Raw genomic sequence first — 20,771 nt, forward strand, 5'->3', positions numbered from 1 at the left:
CGCTCAGATCAGCCCGTTGCTTGCAAACAGCGCCTTGAGGTCGGCTTCGGGGCGCGGCCCGATGTGGGAGATCACTTCGGCCGCGGCCACACAGCCCATGCGCCCGCAGGTTTCAAGGCTCTGACCCGTTGCATAGCCGTACAGGAACCCTGTGGCGAATTGGTCGCCCGCACCTGTGGTATCTACGGGCTGAACGCGGGTTACTGGCACGACGACCTCCTCGTCGCCACGCACCAAAATCACCCCGCCACCGCCGCGCGTACACACAACGAGACCGCATTCGGACGCCGCCAGTTCAAGCGCCGAGGACAGGTCGGTCTCATAGAGACTTTCCCATTCATGTTCATTGCCAATCACGAAATCCATCGATTTCACAAAGGTGCGAAAATCGGCGCGGTGACGGTCGACGCAGAACGGATCAGACAGTGAAATACCCACCTTGCCGCCCGCAGCTTTGGTCAGTTTCGCGGCCTGATCAAAGGCGTGTTTGCCCTTGTCCTTGTCATAAAGGTAGCCCTCAAGGAACATGATGTCGGTTTCGGCGGCAACATCGGCGCGGACATCGGCTTCGGAAATTTCTGACGAAATCCCGAGGTAGGTATTCATCGACCGCTCACCGTCCGGCGACACGAAAATCATTGAGCGCGACGTGGGCAACTCACCACCCTCGACCGGCGCATTCACAAAGGCGCAGCCATCCGTGGCCATTTCGGCGGCATAAAAGCGCCCCAGTGCATCATCATGGACCCGCCCGATGAAACCCGTTTTCAGGCCGAGATTGCCCAAGCCCGCAAGGGTGTTGGCGACCGAGCCACCGGGGGTCTGCACGCGGTTGTTCATCGCACCATATAGCATCTCGCCACGGCCCTGTTCGACCAGTTGCATGATGCCTTTTTCGATCCCTAAAAGGTCGAGTGTGCTGTCGGACGCATGTGTGATCACGTCAACGATGGCATTGCCGATACCGACAATCTGATAGGCTTTAGTCAATGTTCTTCTCCTCGAAGTCGCACAGGTCCCGTATCAGGCAGGTGCTACACAAAGGTTTACGCGCTTTACATGTGTAGCGACCGTGAAGGATCATCCAGTGATGCGCATGTTGTTGAAATTCTGCGGGAATATGGTCTTCGATCGCGCGTTCGACCGCGACGACATCTTTGCCCACGGCCACACCGGAGCGATTGCCAAAGCGGAAAATATGCGTATCGACGGCCTGTGTCGGGACGTGCCACCACATGTTCAGCACCACATTCGCGGTCTTGCGCCCCACACCGGGAAGGCTTTCCAAAGCGGCACGTGACGAAGGCACATCACCGTCGAATTCCGCGACCAGACGCTCAGACAGCTTGATCACGTTCTTGGCCTTGGTGCGGAACAGGCCGATGGTTTTGATATGTTCGATCAGGGCCTCTTCGCCAAGATCGAGCATTTTTTGCGGCGTGTCGGCGATTTTGAACAGCTCCGCCGTCGCCTTGTTCACGCCCTTGTCGGTCGCCTGCGCCGAGAGAGCCACGGCAACAACGAGCGTATAGGCGTTCACGTGATCCAACTCGCCCTTCGGCTCGGCCTCGGCCGTGCGGAACCGCGCGAAAATCTCGTATATCGTTTTGTAATCCAGCTGTTTGATCATGGGGAGACCTATGCCCCGATGTGCGCCTCAGGGCAAGCACCGGATTGACGACAGGCATTTTCGTAAAACTTTCAGAAAAGAACCAGACCCCATTCATCCGCTGTTTATAAAAACGGCGAAAAATGGGCCTCGAATGCACACAGAGTTTGAGGATGCACGATCACATGGGCGATCACTGGGGCGACGGGCGAGATCGGGGAGACGGGAAAAACCGGACGGGCGGGCCAACAATTGACGGCGGCGCAATGGCTCATCCCCTACTCGCGCATGAGCCGCGCACGATTGGCCAAAACCCGCGGGATGGCATTTCGGGCTTTGGCACAGGCGTCATGTTGGAGACGAGCGAGGGACCGCAACCCGTTGAATGGCTGCGGTCGGGGGATCTGCTCTTGACCCGCGACAACGGGTATAAACCCCTGCGATGGGTCGGGCGCAGCGAGGCGTCCCATGCCCCGCCAATCCGCATCTTTGCAGGCGCATTTGGCAAACGGACCCCTGAACACGATCTGGTTTTGTCACCACATCATCAAATTCTGATGCGCTCGCCTCTTGTTCCGCTTTATTTCGCCGAGGAGGAAGTCCTTGCCCCCGTTGGCTCCATGGCCACCGAAGCCGAAGAGGACTTTGTCAGCCCCACACCCAATGCGCCGCTATGTCACCTCCTATTCGACCAACACGAGGTGGTTCTGGCCGAGGGGGTGTGGTTGGAAAGCCTGTTTCCCGATACGCAGTGCCTCGATCTTTTGGGACGCGACACCGAGCAAGACATGCGTGACGCCATAGGCAGCAACCTTGACACGATGGTCACGGCACGCATGGTTTTGAACACCCGCGAAGTCGGCTTGCTTAAACCGCGCTCCGCTGTTGCGGCACGTCGTATGGTGGCGTGAGGCATGGCGATGCACCCCTGTCGTGAGGGGAGCACAGCGCAATTGGCCAAGTTTCGGGTCGGTGTTTACACGCGATCACGCTAAGGTACGGTCCAAGCCATAAAGGATCGACCGTGACCAACGTCCCCCCTCAGACACAGCCAGACACAGCCCCGATTTCCGAAAGCCCGCTTTCCGATCGTTACCACTACAACGTGATCCGGCGGGCAATAGACCTGATTGACGCGTCTGACACTCCCCTGTCGCTTGACGCGCTGTCACGGGAGTTGGGCATGAGCCCCCACCACTTTCAAAAGACCTTTTCGAAATGGGCGGGCGTGTCCCCGAAACGCTATCAACAATACCTCACGCTTGGCACGGCGAAATCACTCATTCAAACCCATCACACCATGGTCGAGGCTGCCGATGCCGCAGGCCTGTCGAGCGCGGGACGCTTGCATGATTTATTTCTACGGTGGGAGGCGATGACCCCCGGTGAATTTGCACGGTCCGGCGCGGATATGACCATTTCCTACGGATGGTTCGACACGCCGTTTGGTGAGGCGCTTGCCATGGCAACACCGCGCGGAATGTGTGGTTTGGCGTTTTCATCCGAGACCTCCCGCGAGGCCGCCATGACCGACCTGACCGCACGGTGGCCCGCCGCCACCTTTCACGAGGCGCCCGACCACGTCGCCCCGCACGTAAGGGCCGCTCTTGGCGGGGGGGCGGCGCACCTGCATCTCATTGGCGCTCCGTTCCAGATCAAAGTCTGGGAGGCGTTGCTGTCGATCCCCTCGGGTAAGGTCACAACCTATTCCGACATCGCACAGGCCGTGGGCAATCCCAAGGCGGTCCGTGCGGTCGGCACCGCCGTGGGGCGCAATCCCGTCTCATGGCTCATTCCGTGCCACCGCGTGTTACGCAAATCCGGCGATCTTGGTGGCTATCACTGGGGCTTGCCCGTCAAACGCGCCCTATTGGCCTATGAGGCGACACAGGCAGACGCATTGACCGATAGCCCATAAGCAGGAACCCGCCACAATGGCACAATCACAACTATTCACAGGTGCGATAGGAACTTGTCAGCGCTAGAAGCGTTATACGAGCAGAAGTTTCAAAAGAGGTCCTTCAATGAAGTCCCGTTTCCTAATTGCCGCCCCACTCGCCGCCACGGTATTCCTGAGCGGCTGCATGGAGCCTATGGTGTCCGACAACCCCAATGCCAACGCCAAACAAGGTGCCATTGCAGGCGCCGTCATCGGCGGATTGGCAGGCCTGTCCTCCGGTAACGACAAGTTGGTGAAAACCGCTGTCGGGGCCGCCATTGGTGGCGCCATTGGCGGGGCAATCGGTCAACAGCTTGACCGTCAGGCCGCCGATCTGCGCAATGACCTTGGCAGCGATCAGGTCCAAATTGTCAACACCGGCTCCGAGTTGATCGTGACTTTGCCACAGGACATCTTGTTCTCCGTAGACAGCGCGGTTGTCGTGCCGAGCCTGCAATCCGATTTGCGCACACTCGCCTATAACCTGCGCGACTATCCCAACACCACGGTTCAGGTCGTCGGCCACACCGACAACACCGGCTCGGCCACGTATAATCAGGAGCTGTCGAGCCGCCGCGCCTCTGCGGTGTCGACCATTCTGACCGCCAACGGCGTCTCATCGGGCCGCATTCAGGCCTATGGTCGCGGCGAAGATGCACCAGTGGCCACCAACCTCAATGCCGAGGGCCGCGCCCAGAACCGTCGCGTCGAGATCATCATCACACCGATGACCTAAGCAGACAGATTTCGAAGTCTGGAAAGGGTCGGCTTTTGGTCGGCCCTTTTTTATGGCGCCCCGTCTCATGCGGTCATATAATCTGACCAATTCAAACGCGAGGTCGCCATGCCGTTCCAGAAAATTGATGCCGCGAAACTGAGCGCCTCTGTCGTGCAACAGATCGAGCTGTTGATTTTACGCGGCATCCTGCGCCCCGGTGAGCGACTGCCCTCCGAGCGCGATCTGTCGGAGCGGATGGGCGTGTCGCGCCCGTCGATTCGCGAAGCTGTGGCCACACTATCGGACAAGGGGCTTTTGGAGGCCAAAGCGGGCGCGGGCATCTATGTCGCCAATGTGCTCGGCTCGGCGTTCTCCCCCGCCCTCGTTCAACTGTTCGGCGCACACGATGAGGCGGTGTTCGACTACATCGCCTTTCGCCGCGACATGGAGGGATTGGCCGCCGAACGCGCGGCACGATTTGCCTCCGATACCGATCTACGTGTGATCCAGACCATTTTTGACAAAATGGAAGCCGCCCATCCCAAACGGAACCCGACGGATGAGGCACGGTTGGATGCCGAGTTCCACCTGTCGATCATCGAGGCGAGCCATAACGTCATCATGTTGCACATGATGCGCTCGATGTTCGATTTGCTGCGCGAGGGCGTATTTTACAACCGGTCTATCATGTTCAAACAGCGCACCAACCGCGCCCAACTGTTGGATCAACACCGCAACATCAATGCGGCCCTGCAGTCACGCGATCCCGAACGCGCCCGTGCCGCGGTCACACAGCATCTGAACTATGTGGAAATGGCCCTGACCGATCAGCAAAAGTTCGAGCGCAACGAAGAGATCGCAAAACTGCGGTTCGACCACGAGCAAGGCCGGCATTGATCCAGTTGTAAAAAGTAACGTTACGCACGAAAAAGCCCCGCCAATGTTGGCGGGGCTTTGTCAATTCGGGGTCTGATGGAGGGCGCAAAGCGTCCGATCAGTGAAGTTTCGCGCTCACTTCTGCGATGGCGTCATCGATGAGCGTATTTGCCTCGGCGGCTGTCATGTTCTTGGCAATGACATCCTGCGCAGCACCGATTGCAACGGTGACAGCGGTGTTACGGACATCGCGGATGGCGGAAGCTTCGGCGGAGGCAATCTGCTCCTGAGCCGAGGCCAGACGACGGGCGATGGACGTTTTGAGGTCTTCTTTGGCTTTGGTCGCAGCAGCTTCAGCGTCGAGCTTGGCTTGCTTCACGATGGCATCCGCCTGTTCCTGAACTTCGCGCTGTTTGCGCTCGTAGGAGGCGAGAACCGACTGGGCCTCTTCGCGCAGGGCGCGGGCTTCGTCGAGCTCGGAACGGATGTCTGTCGCGCGCTTGTCGAGCATTCCCACGATCATGCCGGGAACACCGAATTTCACCAGCACGCCGACGAATACGAGGAAACCAAGCAACACAACGAAGTTGGTGTTGTGCAACGAGAAGAATGGACCCGAGGCCGCGAAGGCCGGTGTCGCGGCTGTGATGGCGATAAGAGCTACAAGCTTTTTCATAATCTTACCCTTTCAGCCGCGCGTTGATGGCCGCAGTGATCGATTTGGCGTCGGCTTTCGCACCGAGAGCCGCCACGATTTCTTTGGCAGTGTCTTTGGCGACGTCTTTTACGGCGTCCATTGCGCCCTCGCGAATTTCCGCGATGGCTTTTGCTGATTCTGCAGATTTCGCTGCAATATCTGCGTCCGCTTTTGCGATTGCGACGTCCAGATCACCCTGGATCGCGTCACGTGCGTCCTGAACAATCCGCTGTGCTTCGGCTTTCGCCTCTGCCAGTGCCTGATTATAGGCATCTTCCGCATCCACAGCCTTGAGCTTGAGCTCTTCGGCGGCGGCAATGTCATTCATGATCGTGCCGGACCGTTCTGCGAGCACACTAGAAATGCGCGGCAAAGCGATTTTCGACAGCACGAAATAGATCACGACGAGCGTGACCAAAAGCCAGAAAATCTGGTTCGGGAACGTCGAAAAGTCCAGCTGCGGCATGCCAACTTCGGCAGCACCGTGTGCTGCATCCATAGCGCCGTTTGCGGCGTCATGTGCAGCGTCAGCAGCGTGGGTTTCGGCCCCGTGCGTCTCTGTTGCCATCTTGTCCTCCTGACTCTGTCCTAATCCTCTGGCTTGGCCAAAGGGACCCCGTGTTACGCGAGGGTGGGCCGACGAAGCGACCCACCCTGCCGTAAGGATGGAGCGTCAGATCAGACGGCGAACATCAACAGAAGAGCGACGAGGAACGAGAAGATCCCGAGCGCTTCTGCAAAAGCCATGCCGATGAAGAGGGTCGCAGTCTGCGAAGCAGCTGCGGATGGGTTACGCAGAGCGCCTGCGAGGTAGTTACCGGCAACGGTACCAACACCGATTGCTGCTGCGCCCGAACCGATGCCTGCAAGACCTGCACCGATGAATTGACCCATTTCTGCGATATTGCCTTCCATATTCCTATCTCCTTACGTTTTTTGGAATTGGTTAGTAGTTTTCGTGACGTGCTTGTTAGTGTGAGGGATGCAGCGCATCTTTCAGATACACACACGTCAGGATGGTGAACACGTAAGCCTGAATGAAGGCTACGAGTAGCTCGAGGCCGTACATGGCGGTAATCGCCAGAACGGAAACGGGAGAGATGATCGTGATCGCGGCGAAGCCTGCGAATACTTTCACCACGGCGTGACCGGCCATCATGTTACCCGCAAGACGGATAGAGTGGCTCACAGGACGCACGAAATAGGAAATCAACTCGATGATCGCGAGGACCGGACGCATCGGAAGCGGTGCGGAGGTGATCCAGAAAAGACCGAGGAACTTGGTGCCGTTTTTGACAAAACCGAGCACGGTCACAAATGTGAACACCAACATCGCGAGAACGGCGGTGACAGCGATGTGCGTGGTGGTCGTAAAGGACAGCGGGATGAGGCCGAGCATGTTGGAGAACACGATGAACGAGAACAGCGTCATGATGTAGGGGAAGTAGCGGATGGCATCCTTGCCGGCCACATCCTCGACCATTTTGTGTACAAAGCCGTACATCAGCTCGGCGACAGACTGGATACGCGAAGGAACAACGGCGCGACCACGCGACCCGAACACCAACAGACCGATGACACACAGAACGGCAATGCCCATCCAGAGCGTCACGTTCGTAACAGTGTACCAGTGGATAGGGCCATCACCGAACAGAGGAGTGACCTTGAACTGATCCATCGGGTGGATCGCCAGACCGCCTTCGGAGCCGTGTGCTTCTTCAGCCATTTTAATCCCTCTCGTCGTGTGCGGAATTGCCCGCGTTATTCTGTTCGTCGGCGTCTGCCAACTGTTGCTTCTGGATCTCGTTCGCCGTGCGCATCATCGTTTTGACGCCGGCCGCAAGACCCAATCCTACAAACAGCAAAAGGAAAATCGGGATTGTCCCGAACACCCCGTCAAGGGTGTACCCAATGCCGAAACCGATACCTAAACCGGCAACCAGTTCGATCACCATCCGCCATGCCATATTGGCTTGGGAAAAGTGCTCTTCACCCTTGGAGGTTTTTGGAACTTGCGCCCCCTTCGCCTGCGCGATCCGCTCTTCCAGTGCGCGTAGACGCTTTGGATCATGCGGGTCGCTCATAGACGTTTTGCCCCCTAAGGTCGTTGCGGCGGAAACTAGGGTGCAGGCGCATCAGAGTCAATAAGGCATAAATCAGGCCAAGCCACTGAAATATATGACGTATCAATTCCACACATCCGGTCGGATCGGCCCTTTGGGTGCGAACGGCGGCAAATACGTTATTCAACCAAATGGTTGACCAATGCCCACGCCCTGCCTATCGCTTTGACATATGGCACCTGACCTTGACCTCATCTTCGCCGCTTTGGGCGACCCGACCCGCAGGGCGATCCTCGTCATGCTGCTCGAGGATGATATGGCTGTGACCGATGTGGCCGAACCGTTTGCGATGTCACTGGCCGCCGTGTCCAAACACCTGACGATTTTGACCCGCGCGGGCCTGATTGCCCAAGAAAAGCGTGGACGGGTCAAGTGGTGCAAACTTGATCCCGATGCCATGCGGGCCGCAAGCGTGTGGATGCAGGGATTTGGCCAGTTCGAGGCATTCGACCTCGACGGGTTGGAGCGGTTTCTGGCGCATGAACTGCGCGACGACGGTGACGCCACCGCGTAGCGCCCTCACGCCTCGTGTTTGAGCAACAAATAGAGCGCAAGGATGGTCAGGCCGATCCCGCCAAAGACAAGCGCCGACGGCACCCCGTGGCCCAACCCGATTTCCCATACGATCACCCATGACGGCGTGAGATAGGTGTAGGCCATGACCTTGGCCGAGGCGAGCCGCACCGAAGCAAACGCCAGAAGCGACGCGGTGGTCGTGGTCGCCACGATCGAGACATAGCCAAGCGTGATCCAGACAATCGGGGGCAGTGCAGCCCATTCGGTCGCCGCAATGTCACGCCACCCGAAGGCCAACAGGACAATCGTCGCCGCGACCAGAATGAAAAAGGTGAACACAAAGGTGCGCTCCCCGCGTGAAAACTTTGGCACCAGTGGCGTATAAAGCGCATGGGCAACAACGCCGATGAAATAGACCGCCTCGCCGCGCCCGACCTCAAAGGCAAGCAAGGCCGACAGATCCGCGCGAAAAATGACCCAAAGCGCCCCCGACGCCCCCACGGCCAAAGCAAGCGCGATACGGCGCGTGGTGATCTGGCGCATGATGAGATAGCCGAACCCCGCCGCGAACACGGGCGTGAGGGTAAACACCGCTGCCGTCGACACGGGCGTTGCGGTCTTGAGCCCCTCGAACATCATCACGAAATAGAGCGCGAACAACCCGCCCAAAATGGCGTAGCGCCACGGGGCTCGCATCGCGTCACGCGGGATGCCGCCGGTGAACAGCGCCAACATCCCGACCACAATAGACGCGATGATGAATCGCACACCGTTGAGCGCAAAGGGCGAGATTTCATTGGCCGCCATTGAGCCGAGCGAAAACGACCCCGCCACCAGAAACGAGAAGACGAGCATGGCGATGTGGCCCTGCCGCCGATCATGGTCGGATGCTTTATGAGGCACAGGGCCACTCCTTTGCGCGGTCTTTGAGCAGGGTAAGAAAGGCCTGAACTTTCGGGGTGCGGTGCAAATCAACATGGGTCACGAGCCAACTGGCGCTCGCCCATTCAGGGCGCGCCGGCATCAATTCGACCAGATCGCTATGCGTGGCAGCCTCCTGAATCAACATAAACCCCGCACCGACGCCTGACAGAATGGCTTGGGTCATGGCATCCGCCTCGGATGTTCGAAAGGTAATCCGGTCTGGCGTAACCTGTTCATGCAGCCACGTCATAAACGGCGCACGGTGCGCAGGGTCATCGTGGCCGACAAAGCGCAACTCGGCCATCAGACGATCGGGCGCGGGATGCCCGAACCGGTCAAGGTAGGAACGGTGCGCATAAAGAGCGACCTCCTGAACGTAAAACGGCTGTGCCACATTGTCGGGTTCCTGTGGCGGTTTGCCCGCACGGATGGCGACATGGGCCTCGCCGTACTCAAGGCGGAACACGCGCTCTCCCGTCAAATAGCGCACGATGACATCGGGATAGGCGGCCTGAAACTCGGCCAACACGGGCGCGATCACGGATGCCATTCCGGGCAGCGATGTGACGACCAGTTCGCCTGACACATCTTCACCGCGCCCCTTGATCCGGCTGGCCAGTTGCGAAAACTGGTCGTCCGTGGCCTGTGCAACCGCCAACAGGTCCGTACCGGCCTCGGTCGGGGTATAGCCACGGGCATGACGCTGGAACAGCTTGACACCAAGCTGCGCCTCGAGCGCATCAATATGACGGATCACAGTGGCGTGGTGGACGCCGAGAACCTGTGCGGCCCCCGACACGGTCCCCAATTTGGCCACCTGAAATGCGGTGCGAATCTCATCCCAGTTTTCAGACATCATGGCGTGCTACCTGTGCAAAGTTGCTGACGTATCGCCCTAAATCACCCTCGCCCTGCAAAAGTGCAAGGGAAATCAGGGCGCGGCATATGCCTTTTGGCGCGGCGGCTGCGCTTAATCCCTGAACGCCGCGATCCACGCCGCATCGATGGCGTCCAGAGTGTTCTGGGAGAATCGTGCCAATTCGGTCCAGTACATTCCTGACGGCACATAATACCCCGCCTGTTCCTCCATACGGTGCGCCAAGGCGGCCTGTGCCGCGTCGAATGAAAGGGGCGCAACGGGACCGGACAGCGCCCGCACATCCTGACGCGGATAGGGCAGGACACTGTCCGTATCGCTCAGATTGACCACGGCACAACCTTGCGCCGCTGCGAAATACTGCAACCGCCGCGCTTTGGCCGGCAGGGATTTCAACGTCGGATCATCGCGCAGTGGATCCGCTGATCCCGTGCCATAAAAATGGGTCTGTGCCGTAGCCGGATACACCATGTCGCAACCGAAAAAACACATCACTTTCGGACGTAACGCATGAAGCGCCCAATAAGCGGCGGTAAACGCCATCGTTCCACCGGCATAGACAAAGCCGCCATAGGCATTTTGCGCGGGAACATACTGTGGGCTTGTAATAACTTGCTGCCCCGCAGCGACGACATCGGGGCAACGTTCGGGGGGAAAGTCGTCAGGGTGGATGTGGTGCGTCCACTGCGGCACCGCCCGCCACGCGTTGTTAATGGCGACCACGGCGTCAAAGGCACCAAGGTCCCACTGCGCGGCTTGCGGCGCGGCGCGGCCGCTGCCAAGGATCAAAATACGGTCCATCATGGCCTCCCGATTACCCGCCCCAGTTAGACCGTAGCGCAGAACATGCCAGTCCTTCGCCACGAAAAATCGCGCAGGCCGGCCACACCCCTGCCCTCTTGACTCACATTGTCCCCGCGCGTAAACGCAGCACAACATTTTCCGGAAGCGCAAATTCTTCCGGTCCTCAGGCCCACGCGCCAGGATCGCCCCCCGTCAGCGAGTTTCGCCCACGGGGGCCAAAATCCATTCGGCGTTTGCATTTCACCGCTTCGTCCCCGGATGAAGCACATCGTCAACAGGTAGGGAGACCGCCATAATGTTTGAAAATCTGTCAGATCGCCTCTCGGGCGTCTTCGACAAGCTCACCAAACAAGGGGCGCTGTCCGAAGCCGATGTGAAAACCGCACTGCGCGAAGTGCGCGTGGCCTTGCTTGAGGCAGACGTCTCACTGTCCGTTGCGCGTGATTTCGTCAAGGCCGTCGAGGCAAAAGCCACCGGTCAGGCCGTCACCAAATCCGTGACCCCCGGTCAGCAGGTCGTGAAAATCGTCCACGACGAGTTGGTGCATTTCCTTGCCGGTGACGAGGCCGATATCGGCGCGTTGAAAGTGGACAATCCCCCTGCGCCGATCCTGATGGTCGGTTTGCAAGGTGGCGGTAAAACCACCACGACAGCCAAATTGGCCAAGCGCCTCAAGGAAAAGCAAAGCAAGCGCGTTCTGATGGCCTCGCTCGACGTCTACCGTCCTGCGGCGATGGAACAGTTGCGCGTGCTGGGCGAGCAAATCGGCGTCGATACCTTGCCCATCGTGGCGGGCGAGACCCCCGCACAGATCACCAAACGGGCCAAGCAGATGGCGACCATGGGCGGCTATGACGTCTACATGCTCGACACCGCGGGCCGTTTGTCAATCGACGACACTCTTATGGCCGAAGTCGAGGCCGTGCGCGACATCGCCACCCCGCGCGAAACCATTCTGGTTGTCGACGGCCTGACGGGTCAGGATGCGGTACACACCGCCGAGAATTTCGACGGGCGCATCGGCATCACGGGTGTGATCCTCACCCGTATGGATGGCGACGGGCGCGGTGGTGCAGCTTTGTCCATGCGTGCCGTCACGGGCAAGCCGATCAAGTTTGTCGGCCTTGGCGAGAAAATGGATGCGCTTGAGGAATTCCACCCCGAGCGGATCGCGGGCCGTATCCTTGGCATGGGCGACATCGTATCCCTCGTCGAAAAAGCCCAGGAGACCATTGAGGCCGAACACGCCGAACGCATGATGAAGCGCTTTCAAAAGGGTCGGTTCAACATGAACGACCTCAAGATGCAGCTTGAGCAAATGCAAAAAATGGGCGGCATGGAAAGCATCATGGGCATGATGCCCGGCATGAAAAAAGCCGCGTCACAGATCAAGGACAGCGGCTTTGACGAAAGCGTGTTCAAACGCCAGATCGCCCTGATCCAGTCCATGACCAAACTCGAACGCGCCAACCCGCAGCTGTTGCAGGCCAGCCGCAAGAAACGCATCGCCAAAGGTGCAGGTCTCGAAGTCCCCGAATTGAACCAACTTCTCAAAATGCAGCGCCAGATGGCCGACATGATGAAAAAGATGGGGAAAATGGGCAAAGGCGGCATGCTCAAACAGGCCGTCAAAGGCATGTTTGGCGGCAAGGGCGATATGCCTGACATGCCCGACATGAACGACCCCAAAGCAATGGAAGCGGCGGCGAAAGCACTCGGTGGCGCGGGCGGCCTTGGTGCGCTTGGCGGCATGGGGGGCGGCATCGGCGGCGGACTTCCCGGCCTCGGCGGCAGCGCCCTGCCCCCCGGTCTGTCCGGTTTCGGAAAGAAGAAATAACGTGACCCACGCGCCCACCATAACCACGCAACGTCTGACACTGCGCGCCCATCGCGCCAGTGATTTCGATGCCTATGCCGCGGCGTTTGCCTCGGAGCGTGCGCGGTTTATGGGCGGACCAATGGAGCGTCGCAAAGCATGGTTCGCCTTTTGTGGCGACATCGCGCAATGGGCGCTGTTCGATCACGGCGCATGGGGCGTTGAGCGCACTGAGGACGGTGCATTCCTCGGTCAGGTCGCCATCGGCAAACCACCGCATTTCCCCGAAGTCGAATTGGGGTGGATGCTCTGTGAGGGCGCAGAAGGCTACGGATACGCCTTTGAGGCGGCCACGGCCGCGCGCGACTGGGCCTACGGCGAGATGGGGCGCGAGACACTCGTGTCCTACATCGACGCGGCAAACACCCGCTCTATCGCCCTTGCCGAACGCCTTGGCGCATTCGTCGATACGACAGCGGCCACACCCGACGACGAGGATTGCCTTGTCTATCGCCACCCCGACCCCGCCGCATTGCAAGACGGCGGAATGGAGGCCTACGCATGAGTGATCCCGTCAGCCGCGCCCAAGAAATTCTGGCCGAACATCGTGACAGCATCGACCGTCTCGACGCCATCCTCGTCTATACCCTTGGCGAGCGCTTTGCCCAGACCCAGGCAGTGGGCAAGCTCAAGGCCGAATACGACCTTCCGCCCTCCGATCCGGCGCGGGAAGAAACCCAAATCGCACGGCTCGAAGATCTGGCGAAACGCGCCAACCTCGATCCGGAATTCGCAACGAAATTCCTGAAGTTCATTATTCAGGAAGTCATTCAACACCACAAACAACACCAAGATTGCTGAGGTTTTTCAGAGAAAAACCCAAGCTCAATAGCTATCAATAGGAGAATTAATCATGGCTATGAAAATCCGGCTCGCCCGCGGCGGTTCCAAAAAGCGCCCTTTTTACCGCATCGTTGCTGCTGACGCACGTATGCCACGCGATGGTCGCTACATCGAGAAACTCGGCACATACAACCCACTGCTCGCCAAAGACAACGAAGAGCGCGTACAGATGGACGTCGAGCGCGTAAAATACTGGCTCGGCGAAGGCGCACAGCCAACCGACCGTATCTCCCGCATGCTCGAAGCGGCTGGCGTTGTTGCGAAAAAAGAACGCGCCAACCCAACCAAAGGCACACCAGGCAAAAAAGCCGTGGCCCGCGCCGAAGAAAAAGCAGCCAAAGCTGCCGAGGCCGCTGAAGCTGCTGCCGCACCTGCACAAGAAGCAGCCGCCGAGGAGTAAACCTCGTCAGCGCACCTTTTTTGCGATTAGACTGAACCCGAACGCGACACCCTCGCGTTCGGGTTTTTGTTTGGGGTGAGCATGACGAAATACTGGATCGGGGTCGCCCATCGCGGCCACGTTTTAATTGCACAGGAAAACGGGTTCTGCGCCTTTTCCCACGGCAAAGAGGCCGCGGTGCGCAAACTCGCAAAGGGCGACCAATTTGCCTATTACAGCCCGCGCGACACATTTGGGGGCGCCCCTGTTCAGGCCTTTACCGCGCTTGGCGAGGTGACAGGGGACGCGCCTGTTTTTGCGGCGTTTCCCGTCATGGAGCGGGACGCGTGGATGCGGGCGGCGGCTTATGAAACGGTGCGCGAGGTGCCTGTGCGTCCGATGCTAGACCACCTCACATTCGTCCACTCGACACACAATTGGGGTATGGCGTTTCGTCAAAGTATGTTCGAAGTTAGCGCAACAGATTTCGCGACCATCGCAACCGCCATGAGGGCAAAATGACACAGAATATGATCATAGTAGGGGCCATCGCCGGCTCGTTCGGCGTCCACGGCGATGTACGCATCAAGTCGTTTTGCGCCGTCCCCGAGGATATCGCCACCTACGGCACGCTGATGTCCGAAGACGGCAAACGTAGCTTTGACATCACATTGACGCGCTCGATCAAAAACGGGTTTTCCGCCCGTATTGGCGGGGTCGAGACCAAAGAGGAGGCGGACGCGCTGCGTGGTGTGACGCTTCACGCCAGTCGCGATGCCCTGCCCTCCCTGCCGGATGACGAGTTTTACCATGCCGACCTCATCGGTCTGGAGGTCTGCGACACCGGCGGCACGGTTTTGGGCAAGATCACCGATGTGTTGAACCACGGGGCGGGTGATCTGTTGGAGGTGAGCGGCCCCACGTTGAAGGCGTCGGTCCTGCTGCCCTTTACCCGCGCCCATGTCCCCACCGTAGATCTCTCTGCACGGCGCATCATCGCGGATCCCCCCGAGGGCCTGTTCGAGTAATGCGCCGAATCCTTGTTCACCCCGGATTTCACAAGACGGGCACAACAACGCTGCAAGAAACACTGCGCATCAACCGCGATCTGCTTGACCCGCATGTCGAGCTTCATCTGGCCCGGGATATCCCGCAGATGCTTTTGGCGGGGGCGGCCAAAGAATTTTCCGCGGCGCGGGGCAAGGAAACACGCGCCATCGTCGCCACCGAGGCCACAGAATTCTTTGACGATCTGGACCGTGACGATCCGCGTCCCATCCTGCTTTCGAACGAAAGCCTGTCGGGCTACGGTATTGGCTACAAACGGGTCTTTCACTACGCCGCCGCCCCCGTGGTGCTCAAAGAATTACACAACGCATGGCAGTCGGTCATGGGGAAAACCGCCCCTTTCGAGATCTATTTCTCGACGCGGCGCACGGGGTGGCTTGCCTCGTGTTACTGGCAGCGCCTCAAAAAAGACCGCTACCGCGTGAGCTATGCGCAATTTATGGAACGGTACCAGACAGCCGCAGACCACGCGGCGGTCATCGACGACACCCGCAACAGGCTCCCCGAGGTGCCGATAACGCACTGTGATGTCGCCGATGCGGGCCATCCAGTACGCCCTGTTCTTGCGCAACTGGGTTTGGCGCCCCTCTTTGAGGCTCTGCATCTGCCCGAAAACGAAAACACCTATCCCGGTGGCGATGCGCGTGAACGGCTCCACGCGCTCAATTGTGCGCCAATCTTCGGCCCCGCCTATTGGGCGCAAAAGCGTGCAATTATCAATGGCGACACATCCAAAGACTAAATCACGGCAAAAGCGTTTTCCTGCGCGAAGATTTGCACTATGAGGCGTCCATGACAGATGACACCCCCAAGCCAAAATCCCACGGTCGCCTCGCGGTGCGCCAGACCTTGCGCCCGCGCGAGTTGATGACCGACACTCCCGATCTGGCGGGGGTCTGGACGGCCAAGATCATCACGCTGTTTCCCGAAGCATTCCCCGGCGTGCTTGGCGAAAGCCTCACGGGAAAAGCGTTGAGCGAGGGCAAATGGCAGTTGGAGAAAATCCATCTGCGCGCGTTTGGCATCGGCAAGCACCGCAACGTGGACGACACCCCCGCCGGAGGCGGCGCGGGCATGGTGTTGCGCCCCGACGTGATGGGCGAGGCGATTGATTTCGCTCAGGACGGCACCCCGCCAAACCGCGCGGACTGGCCGCTCGTTTACCTGTCGCCACGCGGCAAGCGGTTCGACCAAGCCACCGCACAACGGTGGTCAAAGGCACAGGGCGTCACGATGATCTGTGGCCGCTTCGAGGGATTGGACGACCGCGTTCTGTATCACTACGGGATCGAAGAGGTCAGTCTTGGTGATTTTGTCCTAACGGGCGGGGAAATCGCGGCTCAGGCGATGATCGACGCCACCGTGCGCTTGTTGCCTGAGGTGCTTGGAAACGCCGAGAGCATAGAGGAAGAAAGCCACTCGAACGGTCTGCTTGAGCACCCGCAGTTCACCAAGCCCGCCGAATGGCGCGGACTTCCCATCCCCGAGGTTCTGATGTCGGGCCACCACGGGAAAATTGCACAGTGGCGTCAGAAAATCGCGGAGAAAATCACCAAAGAGCGCCGCCCCGATATGTGGGCCGACTACGCCGCGCAAAACCCCGCGAAATCCCCAAAGAAATAAGGCCAGAATCATCTTGCCCGGCGGATGAATGCGCCCTATACACCGCCCGTCTGGCACCGGAATCGGTGTGTGGACTGTTTTGCTGTTCGTTCGGGTGCTTTCTTCGGCCTCAGTGTGGACCACATCAAAACACCAACAAGTAAAGTCGACCGAATTCTCCGGCGGGCATATGATGACCCGAAAGAAGACACGGAGCTCTGGGACGCGCGAAACATTCGTGGACATAAACCACGAGAACAATTGGAGAAAGCGATGAACCTTATCGCACAACTGGAAGCCGAGCAGATTGAAGCTCTCGGCCATAAAATTCCGGATTTCAAAGCTGGCGACACCATTCGCGTCGGCTTCAAAGTGACCGAGGGCACCCGCTCCCGCGTCCAGATGTACGAAGGCGTGTGCATCTCCCGTAAGAACGGCGCTGGCATTTCCGGCTCCTTCACGGTTCGCAAGATTTCCTTTGGCGAAGGTGTGGAACGTATGTTCCCGCTGCACTCCACCAACATTGACAGCATTGAAGTTGTGCGTCGCGGCCGCGTTCGTCGCGCCAAACTGTACTACTTGCGTGATCGTCGTGGTAAATCCGCACGTATCGCAGAAGTCACCAACTACAAACCGCTCGCGTCCAAAGCCTAAGGAGAAGATCGATGAAAGCCGATACACATCCCGATTACCACATCATCGACGTCAAAATGACCGATGGCACCATGCTCAAGATGAAGTCCACTTGGGGCGCAGAAGGCGACCAACTGTCCCTCGACATCGACCCCTCCGTGCATCCCGCATGGAACGGCGGCTCGACCCGTTTGATGGATCAGGGCGGTCGCGTCTCCAAGTTCAAAAACAAATACTCCGGCCTCGGCTTCTAAGCTTAGTCCCCTGTTGTTTTACAAAGGGTCCGCAGAACATTCTGCGGGCCTTTTTGTTTGTGCGCCCGCCTGTCGCATCCCCATCACGGATCGCCCCGCCCGGCACGAAACGCCCTTGCGCACGGGGGCGGATCAGCGGCATACAGGAACTTCATTGAGAGACACGCGCCCGATCTGACAGGGGCGCGACACATACGGGGTCAGGGCACGTGGCACATATTATCGTTGTTGGGAATGAAAAAGGCGGAGCCGGAAAATCAACCGTCTCCATGCATGTCGCAACGGCCCTATCGCGGATGGGATATCGTGTTGGCGGATTGGATCTGGACCTACGTCAAAAGACATTCGCACGCTACCTCGAAAACCGTTTGTCCTTTTGTTTGCGTGAGGGGCTCGACCTTCCGACCCCTGAGTACCGCGACCTGCCCGCCGTCAATACCGACGACCTCGAAGAGGGTGAAAACCTCTATGACCGTCGCCTGTCTCTGGCTGTTACCGGCCTTGAGGACACATGTGATTTCATACTGATCGACTGCCCCGGCTCGCATACGCGCTTGAGCCAGGTGGCGCACTCGCTTGCCGATACATTGGTCACACCACTCAACGACAGTTTCATCGACTTTGACCTTTTGGCCCGTGTCGATCCGGAGACCAACAAAATCCTCGGCCCCTCTGTGTACTCGGAAATGGTGTGGAATGCGCGTCAGTTGCGCGCCCAAGCGGGGCTAAAACCGATTGATTGGGTGGTGTTGCGCAACCGTCTCGGTGCGCAAAACATGCACAACAAAAAGAAGATCGGGGATGCGATGGACGATCTGTCCAAACGGATCGGGTTCCGCGTCGCACCCGGATTTTCGGAGCGCGTGATTTTCCGCGAATTGTTCCCCCGCGGTTTGACCTTGCTCGACCTCAAAGACGTTGGCGTGAAAAATGCGTTGAACATTTCCAATGTGGCCGCCCGTCAGGAAGTGCGCGATCTGCTCAAAGAGATCAAATTGCCCGGTGTCGAGGTTAATTTCTAGCCCTGCACGCCTGCCTATTTCAGCTTCACGACTGACACGGTGTCGGGATTTACGCCCTTTTCTCGCAACGCTGCGGTGACATCGGCGCCGGCCTGAGCGGGCTCGACACGTATTGATTTCGGCGAAAGCCTGACCGTTTTCGGGCGCTCGGACCACAGTTTGCGCGGATCGTATTTTTTATAAAACGGTTGCGAGTAAACCGGATCCGGCCCCGACATATCGATATCCGCATAGGCCGATCGGACCGCGCCGGATGTGAGGGCAGACAGGTCCCCCGTTTGCGATGCATGGCGCAGGTTGTCGGATTTGAAAAAGATAAAAAAGACCGCTGCGGCCGTGAGCATGACCGCCTGAATAACCATTTTGTACATAATGAAACCTCTTAAAAACTGTCGCAGACGATCCTTTTACGCCTTTGATATGGAAATCTGGTCGAAGCGGGCGAGAACTTGACCGTTGCGCGCCGCGCGGCCCTTTTTGTGTTTGCCGTTGAGGTCTAGGGTCGCGGGATCGATATGCACGCCGCGCTGTGTTCGAAACACGATCGCCAACAATGACAGGACAATCAACCCGAGGCCGATGCCGAGCATCATGTAGATTTGTCCCGACGTCAGGGTCGCGGCAAAGGCTTCGATACGTGCTGTGAAGGGGTCGATATCAAGCATCTCAAATGTCCTTTTGTTCATCTTCTTACACAGAATTTGACAGCCGAACGGGGCGAAAATCGGGCCGAGATATGGAAACTACGTGCCTTATCCGGCGTCCGTATCAGATCTGATATGCGCCGCAACCCATGCCAGAACAGACACGACATCGGCCGCAAGCGGCACAGCAAGGCCTCCACAAAAGGCCTCGAAAGCTGCGCGTTTGCCCGGGCTGACACCAACGATAACGGGCATCCCTGCGGCCAAAGCCAGACCGATCACATCGCGGAACCCGCGCCCGTCGGTCTCTTGTTTGCCAAATTTGTTGATGATCACGAGGTCCGGCGAGAGCGTGGACAGATCCGCCTCAACCGCCGCCACCGCCCGCTCCAACCCGTCGGGGTCAAGCCGGCATCCGCGGGCATGGGGGCCAAGCGATTGACTGATGCGGATGAGAGCGCCCGAGGACAGGATCTGTAAATCCATGTCGCACACGGCCTCTCCCGACGGATCCGTGTTGACCTGAACGGCGCCCGCGACGCACACGCCCTGATCGCGCAAGGAGGCCGCGACAGCCCGCAAGACGGCGTCTGTCTCACCTTGTTCGCGCCCTGAAACGACGGCTAGCATGTTTGATCCCTTGTCAGTTCCCCATGCGGAATACAGAATGACACCCATCGGTGAAAGTCAAAACACACCCACCCGTCAGGCGCCCAAGATGTGGCCCGATGATGTGGGTTCGGGGCAAAAGGCAGACCATGACACAGATCGCAGGGTTGATATTGGCCGGAGGGCGGGCGCGGCGCATGGGCGGCGGGGAAAAGGCGCTTGTGAGGCTTGGTGACGTGACCCTGTTACAGCGCTCGGTTGAGGCCGTTTCAGCGCAATGCGGGGCGGTGGCCATTAGCGCCAATGGCGACCCTGCTCTTTATGCCGCGCATAACCTGCCCGTCCTGCCCGATCGCCTTCCTGACCGACCCGGACCGCTTGCCGGCATTCTTGCAGGACTGGAGTGGGCCGCACAATTGGGGATGGAACAGGTTTTTACCGCCCCCGTCGATACGCCGTTTTTGCCGGATGGTCTGGTGGCGCAACTGGCGCAGGGGGCGGGGGATGCCAGATTTTCCATTGCCGCAGGTCCCGATGGCGACGGGCAGCGTCAGCACCCCGTTGTAGGCCTGTGGCCTGTGCATCTGCGCGGGGCCATCTATGACGCCCTAATGCGCGAAGAGCGGCGTGTGGGGTGGTTTGCACGGTCCCATGGCGCAGTGGTGGTCCCCGTTCCCGCCCACGGCGGGCTCGACCCGTTTTTTAACATCAACACCCCCGAAGATCTGGCCATAGCCGAGGCCGCCCTCGACCGGTAA

General features: G+C 58.8%; 30 protein-coding genes. 17 read left to right on the forward strand and 13 right to left on the reverse strand.

Annotation, left to right across the window (positions count from 1 at the left end; all coding sequences use genetic code 11):
- Positions 1 to 3: 3 nt before the first annotated feature.
- Both ACN0Q0_RS11525 and nth read right to left on the reverse strand, forming a co-directional pair.
- Positions 4 to 990 (reverse strand): adenosine kinase, encoded by a 987-nt coding sequence (locus ACN0Q0_RS11525; protein WP_417243543.1) that lies wholly within the window; start codon positions 988 to 990, stop codon positions 4 to 6.
- Entirely contained in the window at positions 983 to 1,630 is a 648-nt protein-coding gene (nth, locus tag ACN0Q0_RS11530; protein WP_417243544.1) for an endonuclease III, read from the reverse strand. The genes ACN0Q0_RS11525 and nth overlap by 8 nt, the downstream gene beginning before the upstream one ends.
- 245 nt (positions 1,631 to 1,875) lie before the next feature.
- Here nth and ACN0Q0_RS11535 point away from each other — a divergent pair, with 245 nt between their 5' ends.
- The 4 genes from ACN0Q0_RS11535 to ACN0Q0_RS11550 all read left to right on the forward strand — a co-directional run bounded on the left by ACN0Q0_RS11535 (position 1,876) and on the right by ACN0Q0_RS11550 (position 5,163).
- Complete coding sequence (locus ACN0Q0_RS11535; protein ID WP_417243545.1) at positions 1,876 to 2,520, forward strand: Hint domain-containing protein; 645 nt, start codon at positions 1,876 to 1,878, stop codon at positions 2,518 to 2,520.
- Positions 2,521 to 2,633: 113 nt separating this feature from the next.
- On the forward strand, positions 2,634 to 3,527 hold the full coding sequence (locus ACN0Q0_RS11540; protein WP_417243546.1) for a methylated-DNA--[protein]-cysteine S-methyltransferase: 894 nt from the start codon (positions 2,634 to 2,636) through the stop codon (positions 3,525 to 3,527).
- 106 nt (positions 3,528 to 3,633) lie between these two features.
- Complete coding sequence (locus ACN0Q0_RS11545; RefSeq protein ID WP_417243547.1) at positions 3,634 to 4,284, forward strand: OmpA family protein; 651 nt, start codon at positions 3,634 to 3,636, stop codon at positions 4,282 to 4,284.
- Positions 4,285 to 4,392: 108 nt separating this feature from the next.
- A complete protein-coding gene (locus tag ACN0Q0_RS11550) occupies positions 4,393 to 5,163 on the forward strand; it encodes a FadR/GntR family transcriptional regulator (RefSeq protein ID WP_417243548.1) in 771 nt (256 codons plus the stop codon).
- 97 nt (positions 5,164 to 5,260) lie between these two features.
- Here the strand turns inward: ACN0Q0_RS11550 and ACN0Q0_RS11555 are convergent, their stop codons facing one another.
- The 5 genes from ACN0Q0_RS11555 to ACN0Q0_RS11575 all read right to left on the reverse strand — a co-directional run bounded on the left by ACN0Q0_RS11555 (position 5,261) and on the right by ACN0Q0_RS11575 (position 7,923).
- On the reverse strand, positions 5,261 to 5,818 hold the full coding sequence (locus tag ACN0Q0_RS11555) for a F0F1 ATP synthase subunit B (RefSeq protein WP_417243549.1): 558 nt from the start codon (positions 5,816 to 5,818) through the stop codon (positions 5,261 to 5,263).
- A 4-nt stretch (positions 5,819 to 5,822) separates the two neighbouring features.
- Complete coding sequence (locus ACN0Q0_RS11560; protein ID WP_417243550.1) at positions 5,823 to 6,407, reverse strand: F0F1 ATP synthase subunit B'; 585 nt, start codon at positions 6,405 to 6,407, stop codon at positions 5,823 to 5,825.
- Positions 6,408 to 6,517: 110 nt separating this feature from the next.
- Positions 6,518 to 6,754 carry a F0F1 ATP synthase subunit C gene (locus tag ACN0Q0_RS11565; protein WP_417243551.1) on the reverse strand — a complete coding sequence of 79 codons (237 nt, stop codon included), beginning with the start codon at positions 6,752 to 6,754 and terminating at the stop codon, positions 6,518 to 6,520.
- Positions 6,755 to 6,809: 55 nt separating this feature from the next.
- Positions 6,810 to 7,565 (reverse strand): F0F1 ATP synthase subunit A, encoded by a 756-nt coding sequence (locus tag ACN0Q0_RS11570; RefSeq protein ID WP_417243552.1) that lies wholly within the window; start codon positions 7,563 to 7,565, stop codon positions 6,810 to 6,812.
- Position 7,566: 1 nt separating this feature from the next.
- The gene (locus ACN0Q0_RS11575; protein WP_417243553.1) at positions 7,567 to 7,923 is read right to left on the reverse strand and encodes an AtpZ/AtpI family protein; all 357 of its coding nucleotides are present in this window, start codon (positions 7,921 to 7,923) and stop codon (positions 7,567 to 7,569) included.
- A 211-nt stretch (positions 7,924 to 8,134) separates the two neighbouring features.
- Here ACN0Q0_RS11575 and ACN0Q0_RS11580 point away from each other — a divergent pair, with 211 nt between their 5' ends.
- Positions 8,135 to 8,476: an ArsR/SmtB family transcription factor gene (locus tag ACN0Q0_RS11580; RefSeq protein ID WP_417243554.1), complete on the forward strand. Its 342-nt coding sequence runs from the start codon at positions 8,135 to 8,137 to the stop codon at positions 8,474 to 8,476.
- Between the two features lie 5 nt (positions 8,477 to 8,481).
- Here the strand turns inward: ACN0Q0_RS11580 and ACN0Q0_RS11585 are convergent, their stop codons facing one another.
- The 3 genes from ACN0Q0_RS11585 to ACN0Q0_RS11595 all read right to left on the reverse strand — a co-directional run bounded on the left by ACN0Q0_RS11585 (position 8,482) and on the right by ACN0Q0_RS11595 (position 11,083).
- Positions 8,482 to 9,333: a DMT family transporter gene (locus ACN0Q0_RS11585; RefSeq protein ID WP_417243631.1), complete on the reverse strand. Its 852-nt coding sequence runs from the start codon at positions 9,331 to 9,333 to the stop codon at positions 8,482 to 8,484.
- Between the two features lie 37 nt (positions 9,334 to 9,370).
- Entirely contained in the window at positions 9,371 to 10,261 is an 891-nt protein-coding gene (locus ACN0Q0_RS11590; RefSeq protein ID WP_417243555.1) for a LysR family transcriptional regulator, read from the reverse strand.
- Positions 10,262 to 10,372: 111 nt separating this feature from the next.
- Positions 10,373 to 11,083 carry a hypothetical protein gene (locus ACN0Q0_RS11595; RefSeq protein ID WP_417243556.1) on the reverse strand — a complete coding sequence of 237 codons (711 nt, stop codon included), beginning with the start codon at positions 11,081 to 11,083 and terminating at the stop codon, positions 10,373 to 10,375.
- Between the two features lie 295 nt (positions 11,084 to 11,378).
- Between ACN0Q0_RS11595 and ffh the strand changes: the two genes are divergently transcribed.
- The 11 genes from ffh (at position 11,379) to ACN0Q0_RS11650 (ending at position 18,760) form a co-directional block, all read left to right on the forward strand.
- Complete coding sequence (ffh, locus tag ACN0Q0_RS11600) at positions 11,379 to 12,920, forward strand: signal recognition particle protein (protein ID WP_417243557.1); 1,542 nt, start codon at positions 11,379 to 11,381, stop codon at positions 12,918 to 12,920.
- A 1-nt stretch (position 12,921) separates the two neighbouring features.
- A complete protein-coding gene (locus tag ACN0Q0_RS11605; RefSeq protein WP_417243558.1) occupies positions 12,922 to 13,464 on the forward strand; it encodes a GNAT family N-acetyltransferase in 543 nt (180 codons plus the stop codon).
- Positions 13,461 to 13,760 (forward strand): chorismate mutase, encoded by a 300-nt coding sequence (locus ACN0Q0_RS11610; protein WP_417243559.1) that lies wholly within the window; start codon positions 13,461 to 13,463, stop codon positions 13,758 to 13,760. The genes ACN0Q0_RS11605 and ACN0Q0_RS11610 overlap by 4 nt, the downstream gene beginning before the upstream one ends.
- 52 nt (positions 13,761 to 13,812) lie before the next feature.
- The gene (gene rpsP, locus ACN0Q0_RS11615) at positions 13,813 to 14,202 is read left to right on the forward strand and encodes a 30S ribosomal protein S16 (protein WP_417243560.1); all 390 of its coding nucleotides are present in this window, start codon (positions 13,813 to 13,815) and stop codon (positions 14,200 to 14,202) included.
- A gap of 81 nt (positions 14,203 to 14,283) precedes the next feature.
- Positions 14,284 to 14,703, forward strand: coding sequence for an EVE domain-containing protein (locus ACN0Q0_RS11620; RefSeq protein ID WP_417243561.1), 420 nt, complete (start codon positions 14,284 to 14,286; stop codon positions 14,701 to 14,703).
- Positions 14,700 to 15,209: a ribosome maturation factor RimM gene (gene rimM, locus ACN0Q0_RS11625; protein WP_417243562.1), complete on the forward strand. Its 510-nt coding sequence runs from the start codon at positions 14,700 to 14,702 to the stop codon at positions 15,207 to 15,209. The genes ACN0Q0_RS11620 and rimM overlap by 4 nt, the downstream gene beginning before the upstream one ends.
- Positions 15,209 to 15,991, forward strand: a complete 783-nt coding sequence (locus tag ACN0Q0_RS11630; RefSeq protein WP_417243563.1) for a hypothetical protein — start codon at positions 15,209 to 15,211, stop codon at positions 15,989 to 15,991. Before rimM ends, ACN0Q0_RS11630 begins: the two co-directional genes overlap by 1 nt.
- Before the next feature lie 50 nt (positions 15,992 to 16,041).
- Positions 16,042 to 16,872, forward strand: coding sequence for a tRNA (guanosine(37)-N1)-methyltransferase TrmD (gene trmD / locus ACN0Q0_RS11635; RefSeq protein WP_417243564.1), 831 nt, complete (start codon positions 16,042 to 16,044; stop codon positions 16,870 to 16,872).
- 252 nt (positions 16,873 to 17,124) lie between these two features.
- The gene (rplS, locus tag ACN0Q0_RS11640; protein ID WP_417243565.1) at positions 17,125 to 17,505 is read left to right on the forward strand and encodes a 50S ribosomal protein L19; all 381 of its coding nucleotides are present in this window, start codon (positions 17,125 to 17,127) and stop codon (positions 17,503 to 17,505) included.
- An 11-nt stretch (positions 17,506 to 17,516) separates the two neighbouring features.
- Positions 17,517 to 17,738 carry a 50S ribosomal protein L31 gene (rpmE, locus tag ACN0Q0_RS11645; RefSeq protein WP_417243566.1) on the forward strand — a complete coding sequence of 74 codons (222 nt, stop codon included), beginning with the start codon at positions 17,517 to 17,519 and terminating at the stop codon, positions 17,736 to 17,738.
- A gap of 209 nt (positions 17,739 to 17,947) precedes the next feature.
- Positions 17,948 to 18,760, forward strand: a complete 813-nt coding sequence (locus ACN0Q0_RS11650; RefSeq protein ID WP_417243567.1) for a division plane positioning ATPase MipZ — start codon at positions 17,948 to 17,950, stop codon at positions 18,758 to 18,760.
- Positions 18,761 to 18,774: 14 nt separating this feature from the next.
- Here the strand turns inward: ACN0Q0_RS11650 and ACN0Q0_RS11655 are convergent, their stop codons facing one another.
- From ACN0Q0_RS11655 to ACN0Q0_RS11665, 3 genes are all read right to left on the reverse strand, one after another.
- On the reverse strand, positions 18,775 to 19,131 hold the full coding sequence (locus ACN0Q0_RS11655) for a hypothetical protein (RefSeq protein ID WP_417243568.1): 357 nt from the start codon (positions 19,129 to 19,131) through the stop codon (positions 18,775 to 18,777).
- 36 nt (positions 19,132 to 19,167) lie between these two features.
- On the reverse strand, positions 19,168 to 19,425 hold the full coding sequence (locus ACN0Q0_RS11660) for a hypothetical protein (RefSeq protein ID WP_417243569.1): 258 nt from the start codon (positions 19,423 to 19,425) through the stop codon (positions 19,168 to 19,170).
- Between the two features lie 87 nt (positions 19,426 to 19,512).
- A complete protein-coding gene (locus ACN0Q0_RS11665) occupies positions 19,513 to 20,034 on the reverse strand; it encodes a DUF2478 domain-containing protein (RefSeq protein WP_417243570.1) in 522 nt (173 codons plus the stop codon).
- Positions 20,035 to 20,162: 128 nt separating this feature from the next.
- On the opposite strand from ACN0Q0_RS11665, the gene mobA reads away from it, so the two are divergent.
- Positions 20,163 to 20,771, forward strand: coding sequence for a molybdenum cofactor guanylyltransferase MobA (gene mobA, locus ACN0Q0_RS11670; RefSeq protein ID WP_417243571.1), 609 nt, complete (start codon positions 20,163 to 20,165; stop codon positions 20,769 to 20,771).

Origin of the sequence: Celeribacter sp. (genome assembly GCF_048259695.1) — a bacterium.
GTDB lineage: Bacteria > Pseudomonadota > Alphaproteobacteria > Rhodobacterales > Rhodobacteraceae > Celeribacter.